This is a genomic window from Micromonospora sp. IBHARD004 (assembly GCF_052814115.1).
In genome coordinates this window covers 4,543,026-4,567,641 of the sequence record NZ_CP199934.1, presented here as the reverse complement: position 1 = coordinate 4,567,641, position 24,616 = coordinate 4,543,026, and the positions used below count along the sequence as shown (strand labels likewise).

The 24,616-nt window shown below is 68.8% G+C and carries 24 protein-coding genes and 1 pseudogene; 11 read left to right on the top strand and 14 right to left on the bottom strand.

Annotation, left to right across the window (positions count from 1 at the left end; all coding sequences use genetic code 11):
- Positions 1-10: 10 nt before the first annotated feature.
- Entirely contained in the window at positions 11-574 is a 564-nt protein-coding gene (locus tag ACTWO6_RS22245; RefSeq protein ID WP_446215740.1) for a TetR/AcrR family transcriptional regulator, read from the bottom strand.
- A 65-nt stretch (positions 575-639) separates the two neighbouring features.
- Between ACTWO6_RS22245 and ACTWO6_RS22240 the strand changes: the two genes are divergently transcribed.
- The gene (locus ACTWO6_RS22240) at positions 640-1,395 is read left to right on the top strand and encodes an alpha/beta fold hydrolase (RefSeq protein WP_446215739.1); all 756 of its coding nucleotides are present in this window, start codon (positions 640-642) and stop codon (positions 1,393-1,395) included.
- A 141-nt stretch (positions 1,396-1,536) separates the two neighbouring features.
- Here the strand turns inward: ACTWO6_RS22240 and ACTWO6_RS22235 are convergent, their stop codons facing one another.
- The 5 genes and pseudogenes from ACTWO6_RS22235 to pdxR all read right to left on the bottom strand — a co-directional run bounded on the left by ACTWO6_RS22235 (position 1,537) and on the right by pdxR (position 5,833).
- Positions 1,537-1,956, bottom strand: coding sequence for a DUF6086 family protein (locus ACTWO6_RS22235; RefSeq protein WP_446215738.1), 420 nt, complete (start codon positions 1,954-1,956; stop codon positions 1,537-1,539).
- A 332-nt stretch (positions 1,957-2,288) separates the two neighbouring features.
- Complete coding sequence (locus ACTWO6_RS22230) at positions 2,289-3,158, bottom strand: hypothetical protein (RefSeq protein ID WP_446215737.1); 870 nt, start codon at positions 3,156-3,158, stop codon at positions 2,289-2,291.
- Positions 3,151-3,606, bottom strand: coding sequence for an RNA polymerase sigma factor (locus tag ACTWO6_RS22225; protein WP_446215736.1), 456 nt, complete (start codon positions 3,604-3,606; stop codon positions 3,151-3,153). Before ACTWO6_RS22225 ends, ACTWO6_RS22230 begins: the two co-directional genes overlap by 8 nt.
- A gap of 388 nt (positions 3,607-3,994) precedes the next feature.
- A pseudogene (locus tag ACTWO6_RS22220) lies at positions 3,995-4,219 on the bottom strand (IS1380 family transposase); the annotation flags it as partial.
- 171 nt (positions 4,220-4,390) lie between these two features.
- Positions 4,391-5,833, bottom strand: a complete 1,443-nt coding sequence (gene pdxR / locus ACTWO6_RS22215; RefSeq protein ID WP_446215735.1) for a MocR-like pyridoxine biosynthesis transcription factor PdxR — start codon at positions 5,831-5,833, stop codon at positions 4,391-4,393.
- A 46-nt stretch (positions 5,834-5,879) separates the two neighbouring features.
- On the opposite strand from pdxR, the gene ACTWO6_RS22210 reads away from it, so the two are divergent.
- The 4 genes from ACTWO6_RS22210 to ACTWO6_RS22195 all read left to right on the top strand — a co-directional run bounded on the left by ACTWO6_RS22210 (position 5,880) and on the right by ACTWO6_RS22195 (position 9,957).
- The gene (locus ACTWO6_RS22210; RefSeq protein ID WP_446215734.1) at positions 5,880-6,821 is read left to right on the top strand and encodes an aldo/keto reductase; all 942 of its coding nucleotides are present in this window, start codon (positions 5,880-5,882) and stop codon (positions 6,819-6,821) included.
- 702 nt (positions 6,822-7,523) lie between these two features.
- A complete protein-coding gene (locus ACTWO6_RS22205) occupies positions 7,524-8,717 on the top strand; it encodes a low temperature requirement protein A (RefSeq protein ID WP_446215733.1) in 1,194 nt (397 codons plus the stop codon).
- 302 nt (positions 8,718-9,019) lie between these two features.
- The gene (locus tag ACTWO6_RS22200; RefSeq protein WP_446215732.1) at positions 9,020-9,712 is read left to right on the top strand and encodes a DUF2975 domain-containing protein; all 693 of its coding nucleotides are present in this window, start codon (positions 9,020-9,022) and stop codon (positions 9,710-9,712) included.
- Entirely contained in the window at positions 9,712-9,957 is a 246-nt protein-coding gene (locus tag ACTWO6_RS22195; protein WP_446215731.1) for a helix-turn-helix domain-containing protein, read from the top strand. The genes ACTWO6_RS22200 and ACTWO6_RS22195 overlap by 1 nt, the downstream gene beginning before the upstream one ends.
- 471 nt (positions 9,958-10,428) lie before the next feature.
- Here the strand turns inward: ACTWO6_RS22195 and ACTWO6_RS22190 are convergent, their stop codons facing one another.
- The 3 genes from ACTWO6_RS22190 to ACTWO6_RS22180 form a co-directional block, all read right to left on the bottom strand.
- Positions 10,429-11,397: an integrase core domain-containing protein gene (locus ACTWO6_RS22190; RefSeq protein WP_446215730.1), complete on the bottom strand. Its 969-nt coding sequence runs from the start codon at positions 11,395-11,397 to the stop codon at positions 10,429-10,431.
- Between the two features lie 193 nt (positions 11,398-11,590).
- Positions 11,591-13,804, bottom strand: a complete 2,214-nt coding sequence (locus ACTWO6_RS22185) for a helicase-associated domain-containing protein (RefSeq protein ID WP_446215729.1) — start codon at positions 13,802-13,804, stop codon at positions 11,591-11,593.
- Between the two features lie 149 nt (positions 13,805-13,953).
- On the bottom strand, positions 13,954-14,157 hold the full coding sequence (locus tag ACTWO6_RS22180) for a hypothetical protein (RefSeq protein ID WP_446215728.1): 204 nt from the start codon (positions 14,155-14,157) through the stop codon (positions 13,954-13,956).
- Between the two features lie 665 nt (positions 14,158-14,822).
- Between ACTWO6_RS22180 and ACTWO6_RS22175 the strand changes: the two genes are divergently transcribed.
- The 5 genes from ACTWO6_RS22175 (at position 14,823) to ACTWO6_RS22155 (ending at position 19,498) form a co-directional block, all read left to right on the top strand.
- Entirely contained in the window at positions 14,823-15,167 is a 345-nt protein-coding gene (locus tag ACTWO6_RS22175; RefSeq protein ID WP_446215727.1) for a hypothetical protein, read from the top strand.
- A 527-nt stretch (positions 15,168-15,694) separates the two neighbouring features.
- The gene (locus tag ACTWO6_RS22170; protein WP_243420464.1) at positions 15,695-16,651 is read left to right on the top strand and encodes a sulfotransferase family protein; all 957 of its coding nucleotides are present in this window, start codon (positions 15,695-15,697) and stop codon (positions 16,649-16,651) included.
- 367 nt (positions 16,652-17,018) lie between these two features.
- Positions 17,019-17,366 (top strand): YciI family protein, encoded by a 348-nt coding sequence (locus ACTWO6_RS22165; protein WP_446215726.1) that lies wholly within the window; start codon positions 17,019-17,021, stop codon positions 17,364-17,366.
- A complete protein-coding gene (locus tag ACTWO6_RS22160; protein WP_446215725.1) occupies positions 17,360-18,568 on the top strand; it encodes an RNA polymerase sigma factor in 1,209 nt (402 codons plus the stop codon). The genes ACTWO6_RS22165 and ACTWO6_RS22160 overlap by 7 nt, the downstream gene beginning before the upstream one ends.
- A 462-nt stretch (positions 18,569-19,030) precedes the next feature.
- A complete protein-coding gene (locus ACTWO6_RS22155) occupies positions 19,031-19,498 on the top strand; it encodes a hypothetical protein (protein ID WP_446215724.1) in 468 nt (155 codons plus the stop codon).
- Positions 19,499-19,681: 183 nt separating this feature from the next.
- On the opposite strand, the gene ACTWO6_RS22150 is transcribed toward ACTWO6_RS22155, so the two are convergent.
- The 3 genes from ACTWO6_RS22150 to ACTWO6_RS22140 all read right to left on the bottom strand — a co-directional run bounded on the left by ACTWO6_RS22150 (position 19,682) and on the right by ACTWO6_RS22140 (position 22,537).
- A complete protein-coding gene (locus ACTWO6_RS22150; protein WP_446215723.1) occupies positions 19,682-20,356 on the bottom strand; it encodes a cytidylate kinase family protein in 675 nt (224 codons plus the stop codon).
- A gap of 157 nt (positions 20,357-20,513) precedes the next feature.
- A complete protein-coding gene (locus tag ACTWO6_RS22145; RefSeq protein WP_446215722.1) occupies positions 20,514-21,692 on the bottom strand; it encodes an ankyrin repeat domain-containing protein in 1,179 nt (392 codons plus the stop codon).
- Positions 21,689-22,537: a hypothetical protein gene (locus ACTWO6_RS22140; RefSeq protein ID WP_446215721.1), complete on the bottom strand. Its 849-nt coding sequence runs from the start codon at positions 22,535-22,537 to the stop codon at positions 21,689-21,691. Before ACTWO6_RS22140 ends, ACTWO6_RS22145 begins: the two co-directional genes overlap by 4 nt.
- Here ACTWO6_RS22140 and ACTWO6_RS22135 point away from each other — a divergent pair, their 5' ends adjacent.
- Positions 22,538-22,879 carry a hypothetical protein gene (locus ACTWO6_RS22135; RefSeq protein ID WP_446215720.1) on the top strand — a complete coding sequence of 114 codons (342 nt, stop codon included), beginning with the start codon at positions 22,538-22,540 and terminating at the stop codon, positions 22,877-22,879.
- A 173-nt stretch (positions 22,880-23,052) separates the two neighbouring features.
- Here ACTWO6_RS22135 and ACTWO6_RS22130 read toward each other — a convergent pair whose 3' ends face one another.
- Both ACTWO6_RS22130 and ACTWO6_RS22125 read right to left on the bottom strand, forming a co-directional pair.
- Entirely contained in the window at positions 23,053-23,355 is a 303-nt protein-coding gene (locus ACTWO6_RS22130) for a hypothetical protein (protein WP_446215719.1), read from the bottom strand.
- A 216-nt stretch (positions 23,356-23,571) separates the two neighbouring features.
- A complete protein-coding gene (locus ACTWO6_RS22125) occupies positions 23,572-24,456 on the bottom strand; it encodes an aminoglycoside phosphotransferase family protein (RefSeq protein WP_446215718.1) in 885 nt (294 codons plus the stop codon).
- Positions 24,457-24,616 lie beyond the last annotated feature (160 nt).

The following is a 24,616-nucleotide window of genomic DNA, read 5'->3' as shown; positions in this document are numbered from 1 at the left end:
GGATCCGTGCTCAGCGTGGAGGGTCGACGTGTATCAGGGAGGCGAGCTTCTCTGCAAAGTCATCCTCAACCGGGAGTTGGCGCAGCACGACGCGGACCCAGACCGCGCCCGCGAGCGCGTCCACGACGAGCATCGGATCGGTCTCGGTAGCCAGTTCGCCGCGTTCCGCGGCGCGCGTGAACATTGCCAGCTCGCTGGCGAGGCGGTCGGCGAAGAAGGCCCGCGCGTATCCGGCCAGTTCCGGGTTCTGCGCAGCGGCGCCGAGCGCGGGGACCACGAGGGCCGCCGATGGCGGCTCGGTGAGCAGTTCGATCAATGCCCGGACGAGGGCCACCAAATCGCCGTGCAAGCTGCCGGTGTCTGGCACAGCGAACCGCAGCAACGGCGCATCAATCAGCGCTGTGCCCACAAGCGCGGCTTTGGACGGCCACCAGCGGTAGATAGTGGTCTTGTTGACGCCGGCGTGTTCGGCGACACCCTCGATCGTGAGCCCTTCGTAGCCGTTCTCGGCGAGTAGGTGCAAGGTCGCGTCAAGGATCTCGGCGGTGCGACGAGGGCCACTTCCCTGAGTCATGGTGGGAGTCTACCATCAAATGCAACGCAACGTTGCGTTGTACATGGTCCTTCCGAGGAGGCGTTATGGTCCCGACGGTGTTCGTCCACGGCATCCGGCTCAGCGGCAGCATGTGGGGGCCGGTCGCCGCCCTGATCCACGGCCGCACAGTCGCGCCGGATCTGCCCGGCCACGGGGCGCGGCACGCCGAGCCGTTCACAGTCGACGATGCCGTCAACACGATCGTCGCCGCCATCGACAGCGTCGGCGGCCGCGCTGTGCTCGTCGGCCACTCGCTCGGCGGTTTCATGGCGATCGCCGCCGCCGGCCGACACCCGGACCGGGTCGCGGCCCTCGTCGTGGGCGGCTGTACCGTGCGGCCACAGGGCGCATTCCGTACCGCGTACCGCCTCATGGCCCGGCTCGCGGCAAGCCGTCCGGATATCGCAGACCCGCTCACCGTGAGCAGCTTCCGCCGGGCGCTGCCGGCTCCGACCGCCGAGGCAATGGTCGCCGGAGGCGTGCGATGCGCGGTGATGCCTGAGGTGGTCGCAGCAGTGTCCGCGTTGGACGTGATCGGGGAGCTCCGTCGCTATCCGGGACCGACGCTGCTGTTCAACGGTGCCCGTGACCCGTTCCGCGCGGACGAGCGCAGGTTCTTGGCGGCAGCGGCCGACGCCCGCCTCCTGCTCGTGCCACGCCGCGGCCATATCGGTGTGATGGCCGAAACCGCCACGCTCGCCGGGCTGGTCACCACTGCGGCCGCACTGGCGATGCCGGCAGCGGCGGGTTGCGACCCCGGCATCCATCCACCGACATCCGACCTTGACCCATCCAGGTAGGCAACAACACGCACTCATCTGCTGCGATCCGTGCGGCACGCAGGGTGACCGCGGCGCTGGCTGCTCGCCGTTCGGAACAGCGATGAGCGTGCGTTTGAGGCGAGATGCAGTCAGCCCACGTCATGGTGGTGGTGTGTCGCGTCAGCGTGGCATGGCGCGGGCCAGAGCGTCGGCAAGTTCCCGCAGACGGACTGGGTCGCCCAGCGCGCCGATTCCGCCAGGGCCCACCGAGATATCCCGTGGGTCCAGCGTGGCACGTGCGTGCAGCGAAGGTACAGCGCGGCCAGCACGGTCGACAAGAACGAGCGCGGTGGCGAGGAAGCCCTCCAGCAAAGACCTCAGAATCGCGTGGCTGGAGGACAGGTATTGCTTGACCATGGCGTCAACGAAGCCGACAAAGACGTCCAGATCAACTTCGTACTCGTCGGCGTCCATCGCACCGATCCCGGTTGGCGTGGCCACCAGCGGGGCGACTGCCTCACTGGTACGGACGAAGAGCTCCGCCACGCGGTTGGAAGGGTTCCACAGGACCAGGTCGCCAACCTGGAAGTACTGACTCACCGAAGCATGATCACTGACCGGTGCCAGTCAGCCAAGACCGCGTCCGTGACACGTCTGTCAAGCACTGCGCCAAGACAGCCACGAACGAAGTGATCCCTCACCGTCACACCACGATCGCCGCCTTCGTCGCGCATGCTCATCTGCCGCGATGAGCGCGGTCATGGCGAGTTGAGGACGGTTGCCTCGGGTTTGTTATTAATAGCGCTTTGGCGCTGACCGCCGTGTCGGCTGGCGCTGCCGCTGCGTTCTGGTGGAGGGGCCCGGCGGGGTCGAAGCCGCGCTAGCTAGCGCGTGCGGCTGGGGTCCCCCGCGCGGGATTGTCCGGGTGCCGGTCAGCAGGCTTCGGTTGCCGCGCAGAGCCGGGCTGCGACCCGGTCGCCCAGCGCGCGAAGCGCCTCCTCGGTCCACCGTTGGTCGCTCAGCCAGATGTACGCCAGGAGGTCACCCTGCCGCACCAGCAGATGGAAATCCACGTTGGAGAGCATGCCATTGCGCTCGATACGCTGCCGCACCGCGAGGGAGTCGGCGCCGGCGAAGCCGTTGCCCAGCACGGTCCAGGTCGTCGCGACGGTCACCCCGGGGTCGGCTGCTTCCTCGTACCGGGCACACGCCGTCAGCCTCCGTTGCGCGTACTCCATCGCGGCGGCTGCGCCGTCGCCGGCGTACCTCAGCACCTGGAGGGCGTCGTAATGGCCGCGCGGGGCGCGGAAGGTGCGGGCCGACCCGGCCACGACCTGGCCCTCCGCGGTGCCGGCCGGCGGCCGCCAGCTCGGGCAGGCGGAGACGAACCGCACGGCTCCCGGATCGGCCGGCCCGTCCGAGTCAACCGCATAGCCCGGACCGAAGTCCGCCGGCGTCAGCAGGGCGGCCGCTACCGCCGTCAGGGGCGACGCCGTCGCGGCTGGGGGCGGAGTCGGTGTGGCCGACGGTGCCGTGGCCGTGGGGTCTGCTGTAGCGGTTGGGCTGGCGGCGCCGCTGGGGAGAACGGCGGGCAGGTTGTTGGCGGTGCGGTGCATCACAAGGAAGGAGCCGGTGGCCACAATGGCACCCACCGCGACGGCGGACAGCACGCCGACCGCGGCGCGGTGGCGGTTGCGGCGCTGGTCGCCGCGCTGGCGGATCAAAGACGACGCCCGCATCGGGCCGGCCTCCTCGGCTGCCTTAGCGATATCAGTGAGCATGGTTACGAACTGGTCAGGCATTGCTGCGCGCCCCCAACTGTGAGGTGCTGGCTGATTCGTCGGCGAACTCGGAGACCTTGCTGGCCAGGGCCTTGCGGGCGCGGGCCAGGCGGGTCTTGACGGTATTGACCGGGCAGTCGGTTTCCTGGCTGATTTCGTCGATCGACATGCCGACGTAGTAGCGCAGGACGATCGCGCGGCGTTGGTCGGCGGGGATGCGGCCTAACGCGTCAACCGGGGCGACGTGGTCCGGGGTGAGCCCCGGCACGTCGCCCGCCCGGCCGTGACGGCGGTGCGCCAGCAGCCGGTTGGTCGCCTTGCGCCACGTGCTGACGCTGATCCGGTACGCGGTAGTGCGAACCCACGCCTCCGGGGCGGCGTGAGCGCTGACCGTGGGCCATTGCTGCCAGGCCCGGGCGTATGCCTCCGCGACCGCGTCCTCGGCCTCAGCCCGGCTGCCCGTCATCATGAACAACTGACCGAGAACGCGTGGAGGTCGATGCGTAGAACGCATCGAAGTCAGCGGTCTCCCGCATCGTTTCTCCCTCGAACACTGGCGGCCCCTTGCCGCCACCATGCATACGCCTGAGATCGGCAGCAGGTTCCCACCAGATCCAAATCTTTCAAACTTGCGGGGAAGGAGACGAGCGGTCATAAACCGGCTAACCGGAGGCTGCGAGCGTGGGGTCCGCTGGAACAGCTCAGGCTGCTCGGGGCGCTGGCTGACATCTACCGCTCGCAGCCCGGCACACCTCCGATACCTCTTCAAGTACTGCGTGGAGGCCGAGGCGAGCAGCGCCCTGAGCCCAGATACCCTGGCGCAAGTCGTTGGACGAACGGCTGACGGACCCGGAGACCGCGATCGCCTGGCCACCATCGGCGATCATCACCGCCAGGTCGACCAGCACCCGGCCCCGATCGTGAACCGGCCACCGGCCTCGCCGTCCCAGCACACCCGACAACACCGCGGTCAACCCGGCACGGTCCGCCAGCATCCGCAACAACGCTGCACCCACGTGCGACACCACACCCGTACCGTCCGCGGTGACCCGCAGATCCTTCGACCAGCCAGTAAGCTGCACCTCGGAGTTGCCTCCTCGTAGAGAAATCTGTAGATGTCGCAATCACAAGTTTCCCTTGCAGGAGAGGCGCTTTCGCTCATCTACACACCGACGACAGCACGTCGAGCCGGGCGAGTGCCGACTGCTGATCACCCGTGTCGCCAGCCCTCCCGGCATCGGCATCCCTCATAATCAGTCAGCGTTAGGCCGCGGCCGCGGAACGGTCGAACGCAAGGCTTGGCGGAGGAGCGCGACGGCCGGGGGGATGTCGGTGTCGCTGATGTTGCCGTAGCCGAGGACGAGCCCGCGCTCCGCCGACCGCTTCGCGCGGTAGTCGTCGAGGTCCGCCAGGCGCAGCCCGGCGGCGGCCGCGGCCTTGACCGCCCCGCGGGTGTCGGCGCCGTCCGGTAGGTGTAGCAGGATGTGCAGCCCGGCGGCGGTGCTGGCGACCCGGCCCTCCGGCACCTGGGCGCCGAGCGTGCGGACCAGCAGGTCACGGCGGGAGCGGAACCGCCGCCGCGCCGCGCGCAGGTGGGCGTCGTACCACCCGCGGTCGATGAAGGTGGCCAGGGCGAGTTGGTCCAGCACCGGTGGCGCGGCGGCGACGAGGTTCGTCGCCCGCAGCGCCGGGGTCATCACGGCAGGCGCGACCAGCCAGCCCAGGCCGAGGGCCGGCGACAGCGTCTTGCTGACCGAGCCGAGGAGGAAGACGCGGCTCGGATCCATCCCCTGCATGACGGCGACCGGATGGTGGTCGTAGCGGAACTCGGCGTCGTAGTCGTCCTCGATGACGAAGCCGTCCACCTCGCGGGCCCAGCGCACGAGACGTGCCCGGCGTGCCGGGGACAGCACCGTGCCGGTGGGAAACTGGTGGGCCGCGCCGACGATGACGGCCCGGGCCGGCGTACGCGCGAGGTCGTCGACGCGGAGGCCGTCGTGGTCCACGGGCACCGGGTGCACGCGCAGGCCGGCGCTCGTTGCGGCGTCCCGCAGCCGCCCCCAACCCGGGTCTTCCACGGCCACGTCGGCGATCCCCTCGGCGCGCAGCGCTCGGCACGTGCGTACCAGACCGTCGGTGACGCCCGCACACACGGACACGGACACGGACGCGGCGTGCGCGTCCGCGCCACGCGAGCGCCGCAGGTACTGTGCGACGGTGGTACGCAGCGCCGCGTGCCCGGTGGGGTCGGGCAGGCCGAGGTCATAGTGGACGGCCGAGCCGGTGACCGCCCGGACGGCGTCCGCCCAGCGGCGGCGCGGAAACGCCCGCAGGTCGGGCAGGCCGGGCGCGAGGTCGTACCGGATCGGTGGCCGCGCTGGTGCGCGAGGCGGCGGCGCGGTGTCCGGTGACGTGTCCGGTGTCCATGAGACACGCGTGGCAGATCCCACCCGGGCGGAGAGGTAACCCTCCGCGATGAGCTGCCCGTACGCCTCCGTCACGACCCAACGGGAGTAGCCGAGTTCCTCGGCGAGCGCCCGGCTCGGTGGCAAGGCGGCGCCCTCCGCCAGCCGGTCGTCCCTGATCGCGGTGCGCAGCGCGTGAGCCAGGCGATCGTGCAGGCGGCGCCGGCCGCGCTCCGAAGGACCGACGTCCAGCAGCGTCGTCCACGCGAGATTGGTCTGGGAAACCGCCACAAGATTGGAGCGTACCGCCGATCCGAATCCGCCTACCGTGACGGACATGATTGAAAACTTGGCTCTTGGTGCCATGTGCTTCGGCACGCTCACCGATGAGCGCCGATCGTTCGAGATCCTGGACCGCTTCGTGGACGCCGGAGGCGTCTGGATCGACACCGCCAACTGCTACGCGTTCTGGGAAGACCCGACCGGCTACGGCGGGCAGAGCGAAGCGGTGCTCGGGCGCTGGATGGCAAGCCGCCCGGGCGTCCGTGACCGCGTCAAGATCAGCACCAAGGTGGGCTGCGAGCCGACCGGGGCCGGGCGATTCCCGCAGACGGCCGAAGGCCTCTCGGCCGGGGTCATCAAGAGCGGGATCGAGGGCAGCCTCCAACGACTCGGTATCGACCACGTCGACCTGTACTGGGCCCACAAGCCCGATCCGGCCACACCGCTGGAAGAGACGGTCGCCGCCTTCGACGAGTTGGTGTCCGCGGGTACGGTCGGGCGCCTCGGTGGCTCCAACTACCCCGTCTGGCAGATCGAGCGGGCCCGGCAGATCGCGCGGGACAACGGCGGAGCCGGCTTCACCGCAGTGCAGCAGCACCACACGTACCTGCAACCGCGCCCCGCGACCCAGCCCACCGTGGTGCACCGGTTCGGTGCGGTCACCGACGAGGTGCTCCACTACCTGGAGCACCACCCGGACATGGCGCTGTGGGCGTACACGCCGCTGCTGAGCGGCAACTACACCCGCGCGGACAAGCCATTGCCGGCGGAGTACGACCACCCCGGCACCGCCCGCCGCCTCGCGGTGCTAGACGAGATCGCCGCCGAGACCGGCACGAACCGCAACCGGGTGGTGTTGGCGTGGCTGACCGGAGGGAACCCGGCCGCCACGCCGATCGTCGGCGTCAGCACGGTCAAGCAGCTGGACGAGGCGGTCGCGGGGGTGTCCCTGGAGTTGACCGCCGAGCAGCGCGAACGCCTAGACTCCGCCGTGTGACCTATCAGGACAGCTCATTGGCATCCGGGCGCGCCGGTCGAAGTCCGCCTGCGGCGTAAGTCGGCCATCCGCATTTCCCGCGGCGGGCCACGCCGCAGCCTGCTCCCGGTCGGCAGCGCGGACCCGCCAGCGTCGGCATCCACAGCAGCACCGCACCGACATGCGACACCACACCCGTACCGTCCACGCTCACCCGCAGATCCCTCGACCACGCCGTAAACCTCGCCTCGGAGGTGCCTCCCTCGCAGAGAAACCTGTAGATGTCGCAAACACAAGTTTCCCTTGCAGGAGAGGCACTTTCGCTTATCTACACGCTGACGACAGGCTCATCTTGGTGATCACCGAGAATCACCAAGGTTAGCGCCAGCGGTCGCAGCTCTATGCTGGCGGATGAGCGGTATCGGGCGGCGCGGTGGACGCGACGGACTGCGGTGACCGCGCTAAGTGGCGGCCGAGGGATGGCGCGTTGTCGGTGTCACGGCCGCTGGTTCTGGGTTCGGGCCTGGAAGTAGCTGTGGCAGTCTCGTTTTTCACGTTTGGTCCAGGCGACTAGGCAGGTGATGCTGATGCGGCGCGCGTGTCGGTCCGACGCGATGGGCACCAAAGAGTGCGTACTCCTCTCGCAGCGTCAGCGCCCGTTACGCTTCCACATCGCAGTCTTTCCAGCAGGGAAGCCGGCCGCAGTTCCTGGGAGGCAGTCACGTGAGCACCATTCCGCTCAACGATGCCGCGCCCGCGGTCGAGGACACACCCGACCACGCCGGCGGCGAGCAGCGGGTCGCGTGGGCCGAGCTGTTCTTCGACCTGATCTGGGTCTTTGCCATCACCCAGATCACCACGACGCTGGCCGCCGCACACGATGCCGGTGAGGTGGCCAGAACACTGCTGCTGTTTGTACCCCTGTGGTGGGGCTGGGTTGGCACCACGCTTCTGGCTAACCTGGCCGGCGATCTCGTGGACCGGGCCGCCGGTCGGCTGGTGCTGTTCGGCGTCGCCGGCTGCGGACTGCTGATCTCGGTCGCCGTCGGCGACGCGTACGGCGACCGTGCCCTGGCCTTCGGCATCGGGTACGCGGTGCTGCGCCTCGTGTTGTGGGCGGCGTGGCGAAGGCTGCCGTTGGCGTCGAGCCGCCCGCTACTGGAGCCGTTCGCGGTCGCGGCGTTCGTTGTCGCGCCACTGTTTGTGCTCGGCGCCCTCATCGACGGGTCGGGGCAGATCGTCGCCTGGTCGGCTGCGGCGCTGATCGAGGTGGCCAGCCCGCGACTGCTGCGCGGGCGCCTCAGCCGATTGAGGTTCGAGACGGCACACCTGCCGGAGCGGTTCGGCCTGTTCCTGATCATCGCTCTGGGCGAGACCGTCGTCGCTGTCGGCGGCCAGGCTGCCGGCGCGCACCTCGACGGGCCCGGTTACCTCGCCCTGGCGCTTGGGTTCACCCTGATCGTCCTGCTGTGGTGGACGTACTTCCACTTCGGCGCACCCGCGGTGCGGCACAGCCTGGAGCATGACCCCGCGCGTGCCCGGATCGTCACCGACGTGTTCAGCTACGCACACCTCGGCTACGTCATCGCGATCATCCTGATCGCGGTCGGCCTGAAGAAGCTCCTCGCCCACCCGATGGACGTTCCGCACACGCTGCCCGAGCTGTTGCTGGGCCCCGGTCTGGCGGTCTACCTCCTCGGCTTCTGTTACGCCCGCTGGCGGATGTTCGGCGCCGCCACCCTGCAGCGTTCCACCGCCGCGCTCGCCTGCTGCGCCGTCGCCGCCGCCGCGCCGCTGCTGCCGCAGATCGTGACCGCGGCCCTGGCTATAGCGGTGCTACTCGCGCTCAACGGATACGAGGCGTGGCTGGTCCACACCCACCGGCCCCTGCCACTGCTGCGCCCGTCGAGACGCTGACCGCCGACGCGCCGCTCGCAGGTCGGCCGTCCGCGTTGGTCCCGAGGTTGTTCGTCGGCTCCCGCCCAGCTCAGGCCGGTGCCGTCCGGCTGGGGGTCTCACCCATCTGTGGCGGGGCATGCGCTTCAGGTCGTTATGCCACGTCCAACGGGTCCAGATTCTCAATTCGGGTAGCTGGCGGAGTGTAGGAATTCGAAACCTGCTCCTGCATCTTGACTGTGCCCTGCGGGCACAGCTGTCCGCCGGTCGCCGAGCCGCCCGCAGGGGCACAGAGCCGCCCGCCCTGTCAGCGGCAGAAGTGGATGACCGACGACACCGCTACGGGGTTGACAGGTGTGCGCTCCTTATCGATTATCGAGGTATCGGTAATCGATAAGGAGGTCAAGGTGAACGTCCGTGAGTCACTGCGTCGAACTGACTGGTTGCGTGAACTGCATGGGCTGCTGCTCGTTGCCATGGTGGTGAGCGGCGTCGTGGGCATCGCGAGCGCGATCGCGACGCTGACCGGCCAGCTGTTTGACATCGCCGTGCCGAGCGGGGACGTCCTGCGTCCCGACGCTCTGGTCAACGCGCGCCCCGGCGCGACTATCGACGCCGACGCCAGCATTTTCCTGCGAGTCGAGCACCCCACCGGTGTCCAACGCAGTTTGGCGACCGCCGCGACGCTTCCCAGCTATGCGCTGACCACGACGATGCTCGTGCTGCTGTGGCGGTTGGTCGCCAGGGCGCGCCGCGACGATCCGTTCACCGGTGCCACGGTCAGTCGCCTCCGGGCGCTCGGCTGGCTGCTTGTCGTCGGCGGCCCCGCTGCGTGGGCGGTGGAGTTCATCGCCCGGTTCGCGCTTAGCGATACCGTCACGACCAGCGGACCACGCGCCACGCTCGATCTCGGCGCCCCGGCGGTGTGGTTCCTCGCCGGCTTCGGGATGCTCGCGATCGGCGAGGTCGTGCGCCGCGGGCAGACGCTACGCGCCGAACTCGACGAGGTGGTGTGATGCCGCCCGACGATGAGCATCGCGTCGAGGTACACATCGACAAACTGATCGCCGAGCGTGGGCTCACGCTGACCGAACTCGCCGACCGGGTCGGTATCACGCTCGCGAATCTTTCCGTGCTCAAGAACGGACGAGCCCGGGCCGTGCGCTTCAGCACGCTCACCGCGCTGTGCGACGCGCTACAGTGCCAGCCCGGCGACCTGTTCACCGTCGGCGGGCCACCGCACTCGCAGATGCGCACCTGACCAGCTCCCGTGCCCTCCCCGACACCCCGCGCATGTTGCTCGGCACAGCGATCAACCCCGAGGCGTCCGCTCATCGGCTACGTCCGCAAGGGAACCGCACCGAGGCTGACCGACACAGCGTGACCGGTGTGCCGAGGCCCCAGCGCGCACGATCGGCGGCAGATGTGGGCGCTCAAGACTGCCGGTCGACCGCGGCGGTGCCCAGCGCCGAACGCCGGTAGCGGATCTCGTGCCGGTGGCGTTCGCCGATGATGAACCCGGCGTCGCGCAGCACCGTCAGGTGTTCCGAGACGGTGGCCGGGGCGAGAGCGTGCCGGTGGGCGAGCGTGGTCGTCCTCGCGGGTTCGGTCAGCCCGCTCAGCAGTGCGGCCCGGGTCCGCCCGATCAGGCGACCCAGTGCGGCGTCGGGCGTGCCGCTGAGCTGCTGCCAGAGCGTGCCGGATCCTGTGGGGCTCGTAAATCGGGTTTCGGCTACGCGGCCTGCGTGTATTCGTTGATCAGCCCGCCCAGAATCGGCCGTCGTTGAACGCGGGCGGCGGTGAGGTCGACGACCTGCGATGGTGGGTTCGGTGGTTGCTGGCCGAGCGATCGGTGTGGCCGGTGGCCGTTGTAGTGGGCGGCGTACTCGGTCAGGACGCTCGACAGGTGCCGTTCGCCGACGATGAGCATCCGGTCGGTGCACTCGCGTCGTACCGTGCCGACCCAGCGTTCCGCGAAGGCGTTCGCCCTCGGCGCCTGTGGTGGTGTGCGGAGCACATCGATACCGGCGGCGGTGAACACCGTGTCGAACGCCGCGGTGAACTTCGCGTCCCGGTCACGCAGCAGGAACCGCAGCCCGTCGGCGCTCTGGTCGAGACTCATCAGCAGGTTCCGGGCCTGCTGCGCCACCCAGGCGCCGGTGGGATGTGCGGTGACGCCGACAACGTGGACCTGGCGGGTGGCGAGCTCGATGAAGAACAGGACGTAGGTCCGTTTGAGGAGCACAGTGTCGACCGTGAAGAAGTCACACGCCAGCATCGTGTGGGCCTGGGCAGTCAGGAACTGCTGCCAGGTGGGTCCGGTCCGGCGGGGAGCCGGGTCGACGCCGGCCCGGTGCAGGATCTTCCAGACCGTGCTGGCCGCGATCCGGTAACCCAGACCAGCCAGCTCACCCTGCACGCGGCGATGCCCCCATGTCGAGTTCTCCGCGGCCAGACGCAGCACCAGCTCGCGAAGCTCCCGGTCGACCGGTGGCCGGCCGGGCCTCGCATGCGGATAGGTCCAGTGTCGGGCGATCAGTTGCCGGTGCCAGCGCAGCAGCGTTGCTGGGGTGACGAAGAACGCTGACCATTGTGGTCGGGGCAGCAGCCGTGCCAACGCCGCCAGCACCACCCGGTCCTCGGGCTGCAGATCGGGGCGGTGCACCTGCCGGCGCAGCACCGCCACCTGGTGGCGCAACACGAGCAGTTCGACGTCTTTCGCGCCGCCGTCGCGGGCGAGCTGGTGAGCATCTGCAAGATCTGGCGCAGGAGCAGGTACACCAGCGAAGCGGTCATGAGCCCATCGTTGCCGCTACCGCCGGGGCAGACCTCACATAAAGGCGCACGCCACAGACCCGCACCGAATTTACGAGCCCGACAGGTTCGCAATGAATTCACCGCCTCGAAGTGCGTCGGGCAGCGGCGTCGCGTAGCAGGCGGCGGGCGAGGTCTGCGGGCTCGCTGGTGGACAGCGGACCGGGCTGTGTCGGGATCAGGTAACTGCTGAGTGGGTGGCATTCGTCGGCGTCCTCGAACAGCTCCGCGAGCAGCTCGTCCAGCGCACCCGGGTCATGTGGTCCAGGAGGCGGCAGGGGTGCCGTGACTACATCGGAGGCCCCTGGTAGCGGCACAGCTCGTTGCCGGCTGGGGCGTTCCACCGCCACCGTGCCGTCGGGGTGTTCTCCGACGGGTGCGTAGCCGGCGTTGCGGAGAGCGGTCAGGGTTTCCGCGATGGGGGCGGTGCTGGCCACCACGGTCGGCGCGAGCAGCGTCAGGCCCAGTGTGCTCAGTGAGCGGGCGTGCAGGATCTCCTTCAGGAGCACCGGGTCGTCGCTGCGCAGGCAGCAGGCGACCGGCCTGACCCGGATCGCGCCGTGCCGCCGGGCCGTATCGCTGATGAGGTATGCGAGTGGCTGCGGTAACCGGGCACCGGCGGCCCGGTCCCGTAGTGCGGTGAGCAGCTCGGTCTCGCTGCTGCCCGCGTCCAGCGCTCGGCGTATCGAGGACGGGGTGAAGCGCCACGTCGACGCGCCACCGCGGGTCTCCCGGTCCGCCGCCGCGTCCAGCACCACGGTGAGCGTCCGCGACGGGGTTCCCACGACCACGGCGGTCAGGTCGGCCTGCAGCAGGACGGTCTCTTCCGCCGGCGGTAGCAGCCGATCCAGCACGGTCGCCAACTGCTCAGGCTGGTCTGCGGCGAGCGCCCTGCCGAGATCAGTGACTGCTCCGTGGGCAACCGCTCCCAGCAGCTGGGCCTCCCGCCACACGCCGTCGACCAGGCCGGTGGCATCGTCGAGATGGTCCAGGAGCATCGGGTTGCGCCACCGGGCGAGCGAGATGACGGCCTGCGCGTCGGCGGCGGCAGCGCCGGGCGGCAGTCCCGCGGTTACCCTGAGCACCGCGGCTCGCAGCAGGGGCATCGCCGCGCCGTCCTCCGTGTGGACGAGGGCGGGCACCGGCTGCCCCGCACCGGCCGGTTGGTGCAGGGGAGCGCCCTCGCTGGACAGCCAACCCGCCAGCAATCCGGTCAGCTGCTCTGCGGGCTGCTGATCGCACCAGGTGTCGTACTCCTCGGTCGGTAGCAGGCCTGTCTCGGTCGGTGCCAGCAGCCCGGTGGCCATCGCGAGCTCCAGCCACAGCCGGATGTGGTCCGCGCTGCCGCCGATCGCCTTGGCGAGCCGGCGCAGCTCGCGTACGCCGACTCCGCCGGTCTTGAGAGGTGCGACGGGTGTCCGGCCGCACTCTTCCAGCAGGTTCACCATGCGGGCGAGCGCAGTTGCCGCCGTCGAGGCGGATTCCCGCTCGACGGACTCCCCGTCGACCGGCCTGGTCGGTGCGGACGGCGGCGCGGGGTCGAACGGGAGCCGGTAGTCGGGTCCGCGCAGCGCCAGCGCGACCTCGCAGGGCATCTGTAGGGGTGCGCCCCAGTGGGCGGCGACGTGGATCAGTCCGTGCTCCACCGCCCACTGGGTCGGCCCTGTCCGGCGACCGTAGCGGTAGGTCGGCTCGTCGAGGTAGGGGCCCTGCCAGGCGAGTTGGTGGAGTAGCTCCTGAGTGTCCGCGGGGGCTGTGGCGCTGACCTTCCGGACGTTCGCGCCGTCGGCCAGCCAGGCGGACAGGTTCCGTACCGTGACGGCTTTCTGCGTGCCCGCGGGTACCCCGAGCCTCCGGGCGATCCGGCGCAGGTCATCGGCGCGCTGCTCGGTGAGCAGCGCGGACAGCGGCGCCCCGAGACCCAGCGGGCACGGCCAGACGTGCCCCAGCGGTACGGTGCGCAGGCGGTCACCGTCCGGCCAGGCCACGGCGACCTCACCCAGCCGGACGAGCGCCGCGTCCAGGTCGGCGTCGTCGCTGGCCACGCCGAGGGCCGCCGCCAGCACTGCGCGGTCGCATCCATCGCCCAGTGCCGCCAGCGCCTCGGCGATCTGCAGCTCCCGTCGGCTCAGTCCGAGCAGCGCGACGCCGATCAGCGGCGCAGCACTCAGCCGCTCGGCCAACTCGGTCATCGTCGCGGGCTCTGGCGGCAGCAGCGCCTCCGGTCGTGCGGCGATCAGCTCACTGAGCTGCTCAGGCGTCAGAGCTGCCAGGTGGGTGATGAGACTCCGCACGCTCCAGGCTCCGTCCTCCGTCGGCTTGATAAAGCGACGCTACGGCATACCCTCAGTGACCCGGGGGCTCGGCCTTCAGCTGTATCCGCTGGATGGCGTTTTCGGCACCCACAGGGCGAGCTTTCCTGGACGCGGTGACCTACTCCGACTCAGGAAGCCAAGAACTTCAGCAGGTCGTAGATGACGAAGGCCGGCCACACCAAGGCTTTGAGGATCCCGAGGATGATCGACCAGAACCCGTCCGCGGCCTGGATGTAGTATACGAGAGCGCCGATCAGGCCGAGACCGTAGACGGCGTTACCGCCGCCTCGGGCGCCGCGGTTGGTCCACCGGGTTCTGTCCTTCCCGCTCATGCGATGACCTCCCTGGTGAACGAAACCCGGAACGTAGGTAGATCCCCGATGGCCTCGTTACATCCGCCCGAGGGCCCCGGTTCCGCCGGGCATTCGTCCAGCAGCCCGAGGATGTCGCCCGCAGGATCGCGCATGTGTGCGGAGGTTCGGACGCCCACGGACGCGTCATCGCGTCACCTTCCTATCTGTCTAGTCTTCCCGGGCGCGCGGTCCGTTCCCACGGCCAAAAGGCCCCCTGAGCGTTGGCCGACCGGGGACATCCACGGGACGAAGGTCCCTGTACGGGTGCCAAAACTCATCGCACTGCCTGTGAACCGCGATTTCGCCGAGCGGCGCGCGATCAGGTGTGGTCGGCGGTGGCTGACTGTCCGGAAGAGCCCCGAGCGATTCCTGGCTCATCCCTCCCGGCCGAGTAGGAACTCCATGGTTAGGAGGAACGGGCGTGGGGTTGTGGGGCAAGTCGGTCCTCGGACACCAAATTGCAGCATCCATGCTGCGTTTCGCGTACGCGTGGTCAAGCACGCTTGACCACGCCAATCTCAGCGCAGCGACGCCCCTGATCGACCCTGTCTCGATCGGGGCGATTGTCGTGGCTGATCGTTCCGTGGCTCCAGTCATCCCTCCCGTCAGGCTGGCCGACCGGGAGCCGGGCCACCGTCGACCACGTGGTGGAGTTCCTCGCCGCCCGCCGCCCGCCGCCCGCCGCCCGCCGCCCGCCGCCCGCCGCCCGCCGCCCGCCGTTGCCGCTGCCGGTCCTGCCGTCGCCGCGCGCCGGCACGATGGTGTACGGCCTGGCTGCCATCGACAGCAGTGGCCGAATCGCCGACCGCACGGTCATCCGGGCCCTCGGATGGGCGCCGGGCACTCGCCTGCACATCCGCGAGGGCTCCGGAGTCATCGTCGTCCGGCTGGATCGGCAGGGCGTCTTCACCGTCACCGGCCAGGGCCATCTCCATCTGCCATCGGCACCGGGCTGGGCCAGGTCGGCGCTGGCTGGCGAACATGCGTAGCCGCGGCGTCGGCGGTCGCCTTGGCCGCTCTAGGCCGGCGCCCGTGGCCTCGCCCGCCTCGCCCGCAACTCACGCCAAGATTCCTCACATCACCTATAGGTTGCTCCCTGGTTGGTCCTGGCCGTCGCCTCCACCTGCCAGGCGACAGCCCAGAAGCTAGTTGCTTTATCGACGCATGACGTTGCAGTCCGTCGTGCTGGCGCTGGTATAGATCCCGCGAGATGGGACTCGAATCCCACCGACAACGCCGTGACCAGCGCCCGCTGCCGGCAGACCTCTTCGGCGGCGCCGGAGGTGCCGACTTGTGGGTTCACTCGACGGTCGCCGGCGCACTGTCATGGCGAGATCAGTGCATCAGTGTGTGAGGGATGCGGCGCGTTGGGAAGCTTCGATAATTCGTTGCTCGCTTGTTGGAGGCGGCCGTCCGGCACGCACTCGGCGCGGCGGGTGCGGGTCCGGCCCGTGGCAGCGGGTGAAGGGGATAAATGGCTTGCACAGGCGCCGGGCTGAGAGTTTGACTGCTCGCCATGCCTTTCCCCTCACCGATCTTCGTTGCGGGTACGGGTCGTTCGGGAACGTCACGGATCGCCGACATCATCGGCGAACATCCGCTGATCCATCGGATTCCCATGGAGACCCGGTTTCTCATCGACCCGGGTGGCCTGCGGGACCTGGCCGACGCGCTCACCGATCGATACGACCCCACCGTCGGTGAGGACGCCCTGCACCGGCTGAGCGACTTCCTCACCGTACGAGTGCCCGGCCGGCGCGACGATCGCGGCAAAACCGTTCCCGAGCTGGTCGGCGAGCGGCGCTACCGGGACGCGGTGCAACAGCTCTGGCCGCAGTTGATCGCGTACACATACGACGAACCTGCGCCCGCGGAAGGCTTCGGGAACGCCGACCGGCCTGCCGGGCCGTTCGAGCCGCTGAGCCGCCGGCGGGTACTTCCCAGGTATTTCAGCGACCGGGGCGAACTGCTCGGAATCTTGCGGGGCCTGATTGACACCATGTTCGGCGGAGCAGCCGCCGATGCGGGCAAGCCGACCTGGTGCGAGAAGACACCGTTCAACCTGCTGTGCATGGAGTTCCTCTGGGAACTGGTCCCCGAAGCGACCATCGTGCACATCAAGCGTCACCCGGTCTCAGTGCTCGCATCCCACCTGGCCCAGCCATGGGCACCGCCCACCGTCGACGGCGCGCTCGCCTACCTCAAGCCGGTCTACCACCGATGGCTCACCTGGAAGAACACGGTCGACCTGACGGGCAGGCGATACATCGAGGTGAAAGCAGAAGATCTCGCAGCCGACTGGCCCGGGCAGCGCCGCGCCCTGTTCGAACGGCTCGACGTCGACGACTTCGCCACCCCTTCAACGTTTCAGTCGCACAAGCTGACGAACCGCAACGACCAATTCGACGACGAAACCCGCGAGTTCATCGAAGAAGCACTCGGCAAGGTCATCCCGGCCATGGGGTATGAGTGACGGCTCTGGCTCTCCACCTTGACGACGCCGCGTCGCGCCCCTCGAACACCCGGTAAACGCTGCTTCAGCCGAACCGCATCGCAGACCACTCGTTCCTAACTTTCCGGCCGTCTTTTGAGCCCGCGCTTATGGGCGGGTGCACGCTTCTGCCGCGTAGCGCTCGTCACGCAAGGTAACCAGCTCAGGGGTGCACGCATCCGGACGTGCCGATGAGCGTGCACTATGCGCCTGTGTGAAGCGTGGACGATGATCGCCTACCGAACGGCCTTGCTCTGATCGGGGCCGGATCGAGTTTCGACGTCGAGGTGTCGATTTCGCGGCTCGCCGTTCGTCTTACTGCGAATCTGGTACCGACGAGGAGGTAGCGATGAAGTACGTCATGCTCATCTACCAAGGCCCGGCGCTCGAACGGCAGTCCGCGCTCACCGAGGAGGAGCAGAAGCAGGTCTACGCCGACTACCAGGGGATCAACCAGACACCGAGTGTCACCACCGTGCCGCCGCTGGGACTCGCCGAGAACGCGACCACTGTGCGGGTCGAAGGAGGCAAGACCCTGACGACCGATGGCCCGTTCGTCGGGATGAAGGAGGCCGTGGGCGGTCTGTTCATCCTCGATGCCGACGACATCGACGCGGCCATCGAGGTGGCCGCTCGCGTCCCGGCGGCACGTTATGGCGGAGCCGTCGAGATCCGGCCCTCGGAAGTGTATTGGTAACGGCACTCGACGAGATCTTCCGCGACGAGTGGGGACGCGTTCTGGCCACCCTCATCGGCGTCCTCGGCGACTTCGACCTCGCCGAGGACGCCGCGCAGGAGGCATTCGTCATCGCCGCCGATCATTGGCCACGCGACGGCGTGCCAACCAACCCGCGCGCCTGGCTGATCCGCACGGCGCGTAACCGCGCCACCGACCACATCCGCCGCGACCGAGCTTTCGCCGCCAGGCTCGGCCTGCTCGTCGCTGCCCAGGAGGTCGAGATGCCCGTGGACACCACCACGTTTCCCGACGAACGCCTGGAACTCATCTTCACCTGCTGTCACCCGGCGCTCGGCATCGAGGCGCAGGTCGCGCTCACGCTGCGTACCCTCGGGGGCTTGACTACCGACGAGATCGCCCGCGCCCTGCTCGTCCCGGAGCGCACCATGGCGCAGCGTCTCGTGCGGGCCAAACGCAAGATCAAGGCGGCGGGAATCCCGTTCCGGATCCCGCCGGATCACCTGCTCCGCGAGCGTCTCGACGCCGTACTCACCGTCGTGTATCTGATCTTCAATGAGGGTTACGGCGGTCGCGACGAGCTCGCGGCCGAGGCGATCTGGCTGGGACGTGCACTGACCGAACTGCTTCCCGACGACCCCGAGGTTCGCGGGCTCCTGGCGATGATGCTCTTGCACGACTCCCGCCGCGAGACGCGGTTCAACGACGGCGAATTGGTGCTGCTCGAAGATCAAGATCCGTCACGGTGGAACACCACGCAGATCGCGCAGGGACGCGCCGAACTCGACCAGGCGATCGCTTTGGGCGGCCGAGGGCCCTACGTCCTCCAGGCTGCGATCGCCTCGCTGCACGCCGAGATGCCGTGCGACTGGGCGCAGATCGCCGCCCTGTACGGCGAGCTCACCCGCCTGACCGCATCGCCGGTCGTCGAGCTGAACCGCGCCATCGCCGTCGCCGAGACCGAAGGACCACAGGCCGGTCTGCGTATCGTCGACGAACTCGGTCTGGATGACTTCCGCTACCTGCACTCAACTAGGGCCGAACTGCTGCGACGGCACGGGCGCACCGATGAGGCGCGCGACGCCTATCGACGTGCGAGGGAACTCACCGAGGACGGAGCCGAACGGCGCTTCCTCGAACGCCGGCTAACGGAACTTGCCAACAGAACAGATTCCGGTAGCGACCCGGCGGCACCGGAGTGAGTCCTGACCAGGGTCCTGGCCTAGCGCCAGTTGCCGACCAGCCCTACGCCCCCTTCCCGGGTGACCGGCGACATCGCCGCACCTGTGTCGGTGCGGCGTCGGATGCCCACCCTTGTCACCGAACACCCCGCGCCTCCCGGCCGGCCAAACCGGGCACCGCCGATCATCGCATCCGGATCTGCCGCCGACCGCGCGCGCCGCGATCGGCAGCGCTGCCGCCCTGAGCGCGATCGCAGAGGATGTACGCAACGGAGGAGACCGCGAGGAGTATGAGCTCTGCGGGATCTGGGTGCCGCCCACAGGACCAGCACGAAACCAGTTCTCGCCCCATCGCCGCGCCGTTTTTGTGCGGCCCATCAACGAGCCGGGAGAACTCGCGGCCGTAGATCACCCGGTGGGACTGCCGGTCGAACAGGTAGCCCAGCGCCCTCGGCCACCCTGATCTCCTGGCACTACCTCTCGTTGCGCCACACAGACGTGCCGGGCCTGCCAGCTTGGCCGGCCGACCGTGTCCACCTCGTCGGGATTCGGGCCACGTGCTCGTGGACCCTCCACGCAGGCATCGACGACTACGGCCGCTACCACAGCGAAGCCATCACGTACGACGAGCCGCCCGCCGCCGAGGAAGAGGAGACCTACCGCTCGCTGGAGGTACCCGGCTTTGGGTTGGGCTCGGTGGAACTGCGGCCCTACGACGCGGACCTCGTATATTGCAACGGCCACATCCAGATCACCCCTGGTGTTGTCGGCACTGCCGGCGGCCCGCCGATCGGCCTCTACGCGAATCCGTCCTGCCCCTCCTGCGGCCGGCTGATGTTCCACGTCGTCTCGGTCGAGAACCGGATCCGCGAGTACGGCGACGGCTGGCGCAGCCTTTTCATCTGCGAGGACTGCCAGACCGTGTCCTGCAACGCCACGGGATGGAACTGACCCCCGCCGTCATCGCGCGATTTCTGCTCCTTACGGCTGTCCCGTTCTTAGGTCAGGTGCACGGTTCTGCCGATGGTCGTACCTCGGCCAAGGTCAGGTGCACACATCTGCCGCGGAGCGGGCACTACGCAGCGTCACAGCCGTCTGCGCGACCGGCGCCCGGACGTGCCGAATTGAGTGCGGTCAGTGTGTTTGCGTCTCCCAGACCGGCTGCTGGGGCTCGTCGTTGTGCACGATGATGTCGACGTGATCGGTCGGGCGGGCCGTAGCGAAGTAGAGCTGTTGGGAGGGGATGTAACGCTCGCGCCAGCGCCGTTCGACTTCGGCCCGAGATGACACCTGGCGCTCTCGGATCACGGCACGCTTCACGGTCTTGTCGAGCGCGGTCGACACGAAGATGCGCAGGTCCCACCGGTCAATCAGTTCCGGGCGCATGAGGAAGACGCCGTCGAAGACGAGCACGGCGTCGGCGGGGGCAGTCGTGACCGGGGGGGACAGCGCGGTATCCGTGGTGCGGTCGTAGACCGCGTGTTGGAAGCGTCGATCTCCGCCTGGGCCGAGCGGATCGAGCAGAACCCGGTTCAGCGCGTCGTAATCGTGGGTGTCGAAGTAGCAGCCTTCGGCCGAGTACTCTCCGCGCGGATAGCGCTGTGCCCGGGGGAAGAGGAAATCGTCGATCGTCGCGCGGATGACGTCGCGGCCCTGTGTGCGCAAGACGACGGCCAGCTCGTCGGCGAGCGTGGTCTTGCCTGCGGCGGGCGGTCCGTCGATGGCAACCCGCGTCGGGTGTGCGACTGTGACGGACCCGACTGCCTCAGCCAGGCGGCCGAGCATCTCGTCGCGGGTGCCTTGGTCCATGTCCTGCCCCCCGCTCGGCCGACACCCGCGGGAAACCCGATGACCGTTTCCTGGACCCGCGTTCCTTCTGGAAGTCTGCGCCGGACCGTGCTCAGTTGATCCTCAGCCGTCAGCTCCTACCGACATCGAACTGCTGTAGATGGGGCCCTGGCCCGGGCTAACGCCCGAGCTGCCGGTTGAGTTCCTCAAGCAGATCGACGATCTCCAACCTGGTGGTAGCAGCGGGCAGGACCCGTGTGGTGCCGTAGGCTAGCTCGACCAACGCCGAGCGTGTGGCAGCGAGTTCGTCTGCGGTGACATCCAACTGGTACCACGATGCGTTGGGGGCCGGCACGACCTCGTTGCGCAGCCGCAGGGCAACGGCCCGCGCCGTATTGGCGTCGACGCCCGTGCGAGTTGCCCACTCGTCGTCGCCGAGGTCGTCGAGAACGATGACGATGACGTTCGCCAATTGGTGCAACATCTGCGGGTCACTGGTGAGCCGGACACTCGTCGGGAGGATCCGGACGACGGTGCGGGTGATCGGCACGTCGTCCAGGCCGGCGTGGTGCTCGCCCAGCATGAACTGGACGTTCTGGTGCTGCCAGCCGCGCGCCAGTTCCAGGGCGGTCGTGCCGTCGGTGCTGACCGTGTCGATGGCGGTGCCGGCCAACAGCAGGGCGGCGATGACCCGTTGTTCGTTGCGTTCGACCGCGTGCATCAACGCTGTCCGCCCTTGCTGGTCGCGGGTGTCCACGTCGGCGCCGGCCTGCAGGAGCACGTCCACCGCGGCATGATCTCCTCGCCGAGCGGCGATGACGATCGCTGGCGTGCCGTCGGACCGCTGCTGGTTGACGTCCGCGCCGTTCGCTAGGAGAAGGCGCAGGACCGCAGGTGCGACAGGTCGCATGACCGCGGTGATCAGAGGCGCCTCCTCGCCTGGGTGTGGTGTTGCCCCCGCTTCGAGCAGCACCCGAAGCGTGGCAAGGGCCGCCGGTCGAGGGCGGTGCCGTGTATAGGACACGGCCTCCGTCAAGATGCTCGTCCTTGTCGTGGATTCCGCCGGAAGGGCTCCGTGGGCGATGAGGTACTGCACCACGTCCGCGTGTGCTTCGAGCATGGCGACGCGCAGCGGCGTCACGTGAAAGGTACCGAAGGGTCCGATGCGGGCGCCGGCGTCCACCAGCAGGCCGACAACTCCCAGCCTGCCGCTGCGGGCTGCCTCGATGAGCACCGACCCTTGGTACCGGCTCACCGCGGCATTCGGGTCCGCCCCGTCAGCGAGGGCCTGTGCAACGGCCACCTCGTCACCGGCTTGCACCGCCTCGATGAGTTGCTGATCGGCAGCATGGTTCATCGATCATCACCTCCCGTCAGGTCAGCGAACGCGCGTAGGTGCAGTCGCGCCGCCACGTTGTCGGCGAACCAGACGAAGAAGTCGCTGGTCGAGTCGAGGCCCGCGCGGACCGTGTCGCACCAGTCGGGCCGGTCGAGCACCGTGAGGTACTGCTGCACGATGCGGTCACGCTGCTCGGTGGTGCACCCGCATCGGTTCGAGGGCTTGTCCGTCAGGTGGTCGGCGATGACCGCGGCGTCGACGTACCGGTTCACCGTCGGCGCCTGCCGGGCAAGGTGAGCCGCATGTGCAGCCAGGACGATGGGTGCCGGTGGATAGTGCTTGAGGGTAATGCCCATGCCACCGCAGTCAGCCATGACCTTCAGGAGTCGGCCGGTGTGGTCGACCAGGTCATCGTCGACCTCCGTGCTGGTAATCGCATCGTGCAGGTGGGCTGTGGTGGCGACCTGGCCAGCGAAATAGCCGTTGAGGAAGTCGCCGTCGCAGGCGTGGCGCAGCAGCCACGACCGCGAGGCATAGCCGCCGTGGCGGCATAGCGCCTCGACGATGTAGACCCGACCCCAGCCCGCGACACGCTTGGCCAGCCACAGCAACGCTTCCCCGCCTCCGCGGCGGCGTTGCAGCGCCTCGGCGGCCAACGCCCCGAATCGGTTCGACAGCAGGCCGATGGTTTGGATCAGCGGGATATCATCTTCCGCCCAATCCGTGGCCAGCAGCGCAAGCCCGACCGTCGCGGCGCAGCGATCCGTACTATGCCGCACCAGCCACCGGCCGGTCTGCCGCACTCGCTGCCGGTCCGCCCGCAACGCCGCAGCGGCGATGTGCTCGTTGCGGTGGATCGGCACGTGGACGACGTGGAACGCGTCGGCAAGTTCGCTTGGTGGCGCATCGGTCTTGGCGAAGTGCCTGTCGAGGATGGCGGCGACGTCGGCGCCATCGAGTCGCCGATCTTTCTGGGGCTGGGGTCGCGGCCGCCGACGGTGGAGCTCGTCGTCTGGATACGGCTCGCCGTCACGCGGCAGAACGCCGTCAGGATTTTGCTGATGGAGACGAAGGGCGTGAGCGAACAGAGTGGTCTGGGGTCCGAGCGGTCCGGGCTCGGTCGTCACGCTCACCGGCGGACGGAGGACTCGATTCTCGCGATCATGGCGGCGATGATGCCGCCCCAGACCCGCCTGAGCAAGTAACGCGCGCCGCGTCAAGCATCTTCGAGCCAGTGATTGACACCCGAGGAAAGTGCAAGTGACTGTGCGTAATGCTGATTATGGTACCGATCGCTGCGGAGATGTGCTGATCTGCAGCTGAGCGGGCACGCTGGCTAGGCGTCGTCCTCCTCGTCGAACGGCTCGTCACTCCACCGTCACCACGCCTCGTTACCGTCGATGTGGAGAAGGAATTCAGGGACCTGGCGACCCTCCGGGTGCCGAAGCGTCACTGCGTTCCGGATTGCCTCGTACGCACGCTCCCAGGACTCGACGTCCTCATCAATGCCATCGAGTAGCCGCAGTTCCTCAGCGAAGAGTGGTCGGACCTCCGCGAGCCCTTCCCTCGGGTCGACACGAGCGTTCAGCCACGGGAAGTCGCCGCCAGTCACGACGAGATCAGCAAGTACCCGGCCGTCGCGCTGGTGTAATGTCCATGTGCCGCTGTGATGATCTACCACGATGGCACATTAGCTACTGCAGGTCGCTGTGTAGTCGCGGCGCCCATTCCACCGGCTGTCGCGCAGCAGGCTGGCGCGGGCGACGGCCGGGGCCGCCCACTCGCAAGGTGGGCGGCCGCGCTGCTCGCCCAGCGTCAGCCGGCCCAGCTTCGCGGCCGGGCTTTCGACGCTGCCGTCCGGGGCGTCGCCCGACGGTGATCGCGTGGGCACCGCAGGTCAGTCGTGGCGGTGACGCACGATGTAGTCGATGTAGCGGATCGTGTCCTCGCGGTCGTCCTCGCTGATCGAGTCCCATAGGTCCTCCAGCCAGTAGAGCGAGCCCGACAGCATCCAGGCCCACCCGCGCACCCAAGTCGCCTCGTCGAACCCGAGCGCCTCCCGGTAGGCGGCCCGCGCGCGGGCATCGAACAGGCTCCAGCCCGGCCGCACCTCGACCGCCGGATCGCCGCGGCCGAGACCGCCGAAGTCGATCACCCCGGTGAGCCTGCCCCGGTCGACCAGCAGGTTGCCTTCCAGGAGATCACCGTGCAGCCATACCGGCGGTCCGGGCCACTCGTCCGCCGCCATTGCCTCGTCCCACGCCGCGGTCACCGCTCGCCCGTCGATCCGGTCGCCCAGCGCCGCGATCGACCGGCGGGTCAGCTCGTCCCGCTGCACCAGAGGTACGCCGCGCTGGATCCCCTCCTTGACTGGCCCGTCCATCGGGTCGATCGCGATCATCGCGCGCACGAAGCCGGCGAGGTCGACGGCGAGGCCGACGAGGTCCTGCCCGGCTTCCGGATTGCGCCCGTCCAGCCACGGGACGACCGTCCACGGCCACGGATAGTCCCCGCCCGGCCGGCCGACCGCGATCGGCACCGGCACCGGCACCGGCAGATGCGGTGCCAGCCGCGGCAGCCAGGTCGCGTCGGTCGCCACCTGGTCGACCGCCCACTGGGCCCGCGGCAGCCGTGCCGTCAGGGAATCACCCAGCCGGAACAGCGCGTTGTCGGTGCCGTTCAACGGCTGCGGAACGATCGGCAGGTCCGACCATTCGGGGAACTGCTCGTCGATCAGGGCGCGTACCTGCCCGACAGCGACGACGATCTCTCCAGGGCGCATCGCGCGACCGTAGAACCCGCTCGATCATCCTGCCAATCGAATTCGGACCACGCCGAACCGCGCGCCGGATCGATCGCTTGTACCGCGGCCTCGGCCTCGGCGTCGGCGGCGAACCCGCCGGGTCCGCCGTCGGTGTGCATCCGACCGGCGAACACCTCGG

Excerpts from the sequence above, each read along its gene's own strand:
- ACTWO6_RS22200 (WP_446215732.1), top strand. The coding sequence starts at position 9,020 with ATGACCGACGACACCGCTACGGGGTTGACAGGTGTGCGCTCCTTATCG.
- ACTWO6_RS22125 (WP_446215718.1), bottom strand. The coding sequence starts at position 24,456 with ATGCGCCCTGGAGAGATCGTCGTCGCTGTCGGGCAGGTACGCGCCCTG.
- ACTWO6_RS22150 (WP_446215723.1), bottom strand. The coding sequence starts at position 20,356 with ATGGACCAAGGCACCCGCGACGAGATGCTCGGCCGCCTGGCTGAGGCA.
- ACTWO6_RS22230 (WP_446215737.1), bottom strand. The coding sequence starts at position 3,158 with ATGCCTGACCAGTTCGTAACCATGCTCACTGATATCGCTAAGGCAGCC.
- ACTWO6_RS22195 (WP_446215731.1), top strand. The coding sequence starts at position 9,712 with ATGCCGCCCGACGATGAGCATCGCGTCGAGGTACACATCGACAAACTG.
- ACTWO6_RS22165 (WP_446215726.1), top strand. The coding sequence starts at position 17,019 with ATGAAGTACGTCATGCTCATCTACCAAGGCCCGGCGCTCGAACGGCAG.
- ACTWO6_RS22145 (WP_446215722.1), bottom strand. The coding sequence starts at position 21,692 with ATGAACCATGCTGCCGATCAGCAACTCATCGAGGCGGTGCAAGCCGGT.
- ACTWO6_RS22210 (WP_446215734.1), top strand. The coding sequence starts at position 5,880 with ATGATTGAAAACTTGGCTCTTGGTGCCATGTGCTTCGGCACGCTCACC.
- ACTWO6_RS22180 (WP_446215728.1), bottom strand. The coding sequence starts at position 14,157 with ATGAGCGGGAAGGACAGAACCCGGTGGACCAACCGCGGCGCCCGAGGC.
- ACTWO6_RS22245 (WP_446215740.1), bottom strand. The coding sequence starts at position 574 with ATGACTCAGGGAAGTGGCCCTCGTCGCACCGCCGAGATCCTTGACGCG.
- ACTWO6_RS22240 (WP_446215739.1), top strand. The coding sequence starts at position 640 with ATGGTCCCGACGGTGTTCGTCCACGGCATCCGGCTCAGCGGCAGCATG.
- ACTWO6_RS22170 (WP_243420464.1), top strand. The coding sequence starts at position 15,695 with ATGCCTTTCCCCTCACCGATCTTCGTTGCGGGTACGGGTCGTTCGGGA.
- ACTWO6_RS22225 (WP_446215736.1), bottom strand. The coding sequence starts at position 3,606 with ATGATGACGGGCAGCCGGGCTGAGGCCGAGGACGCGGTCGCGGAGGCA.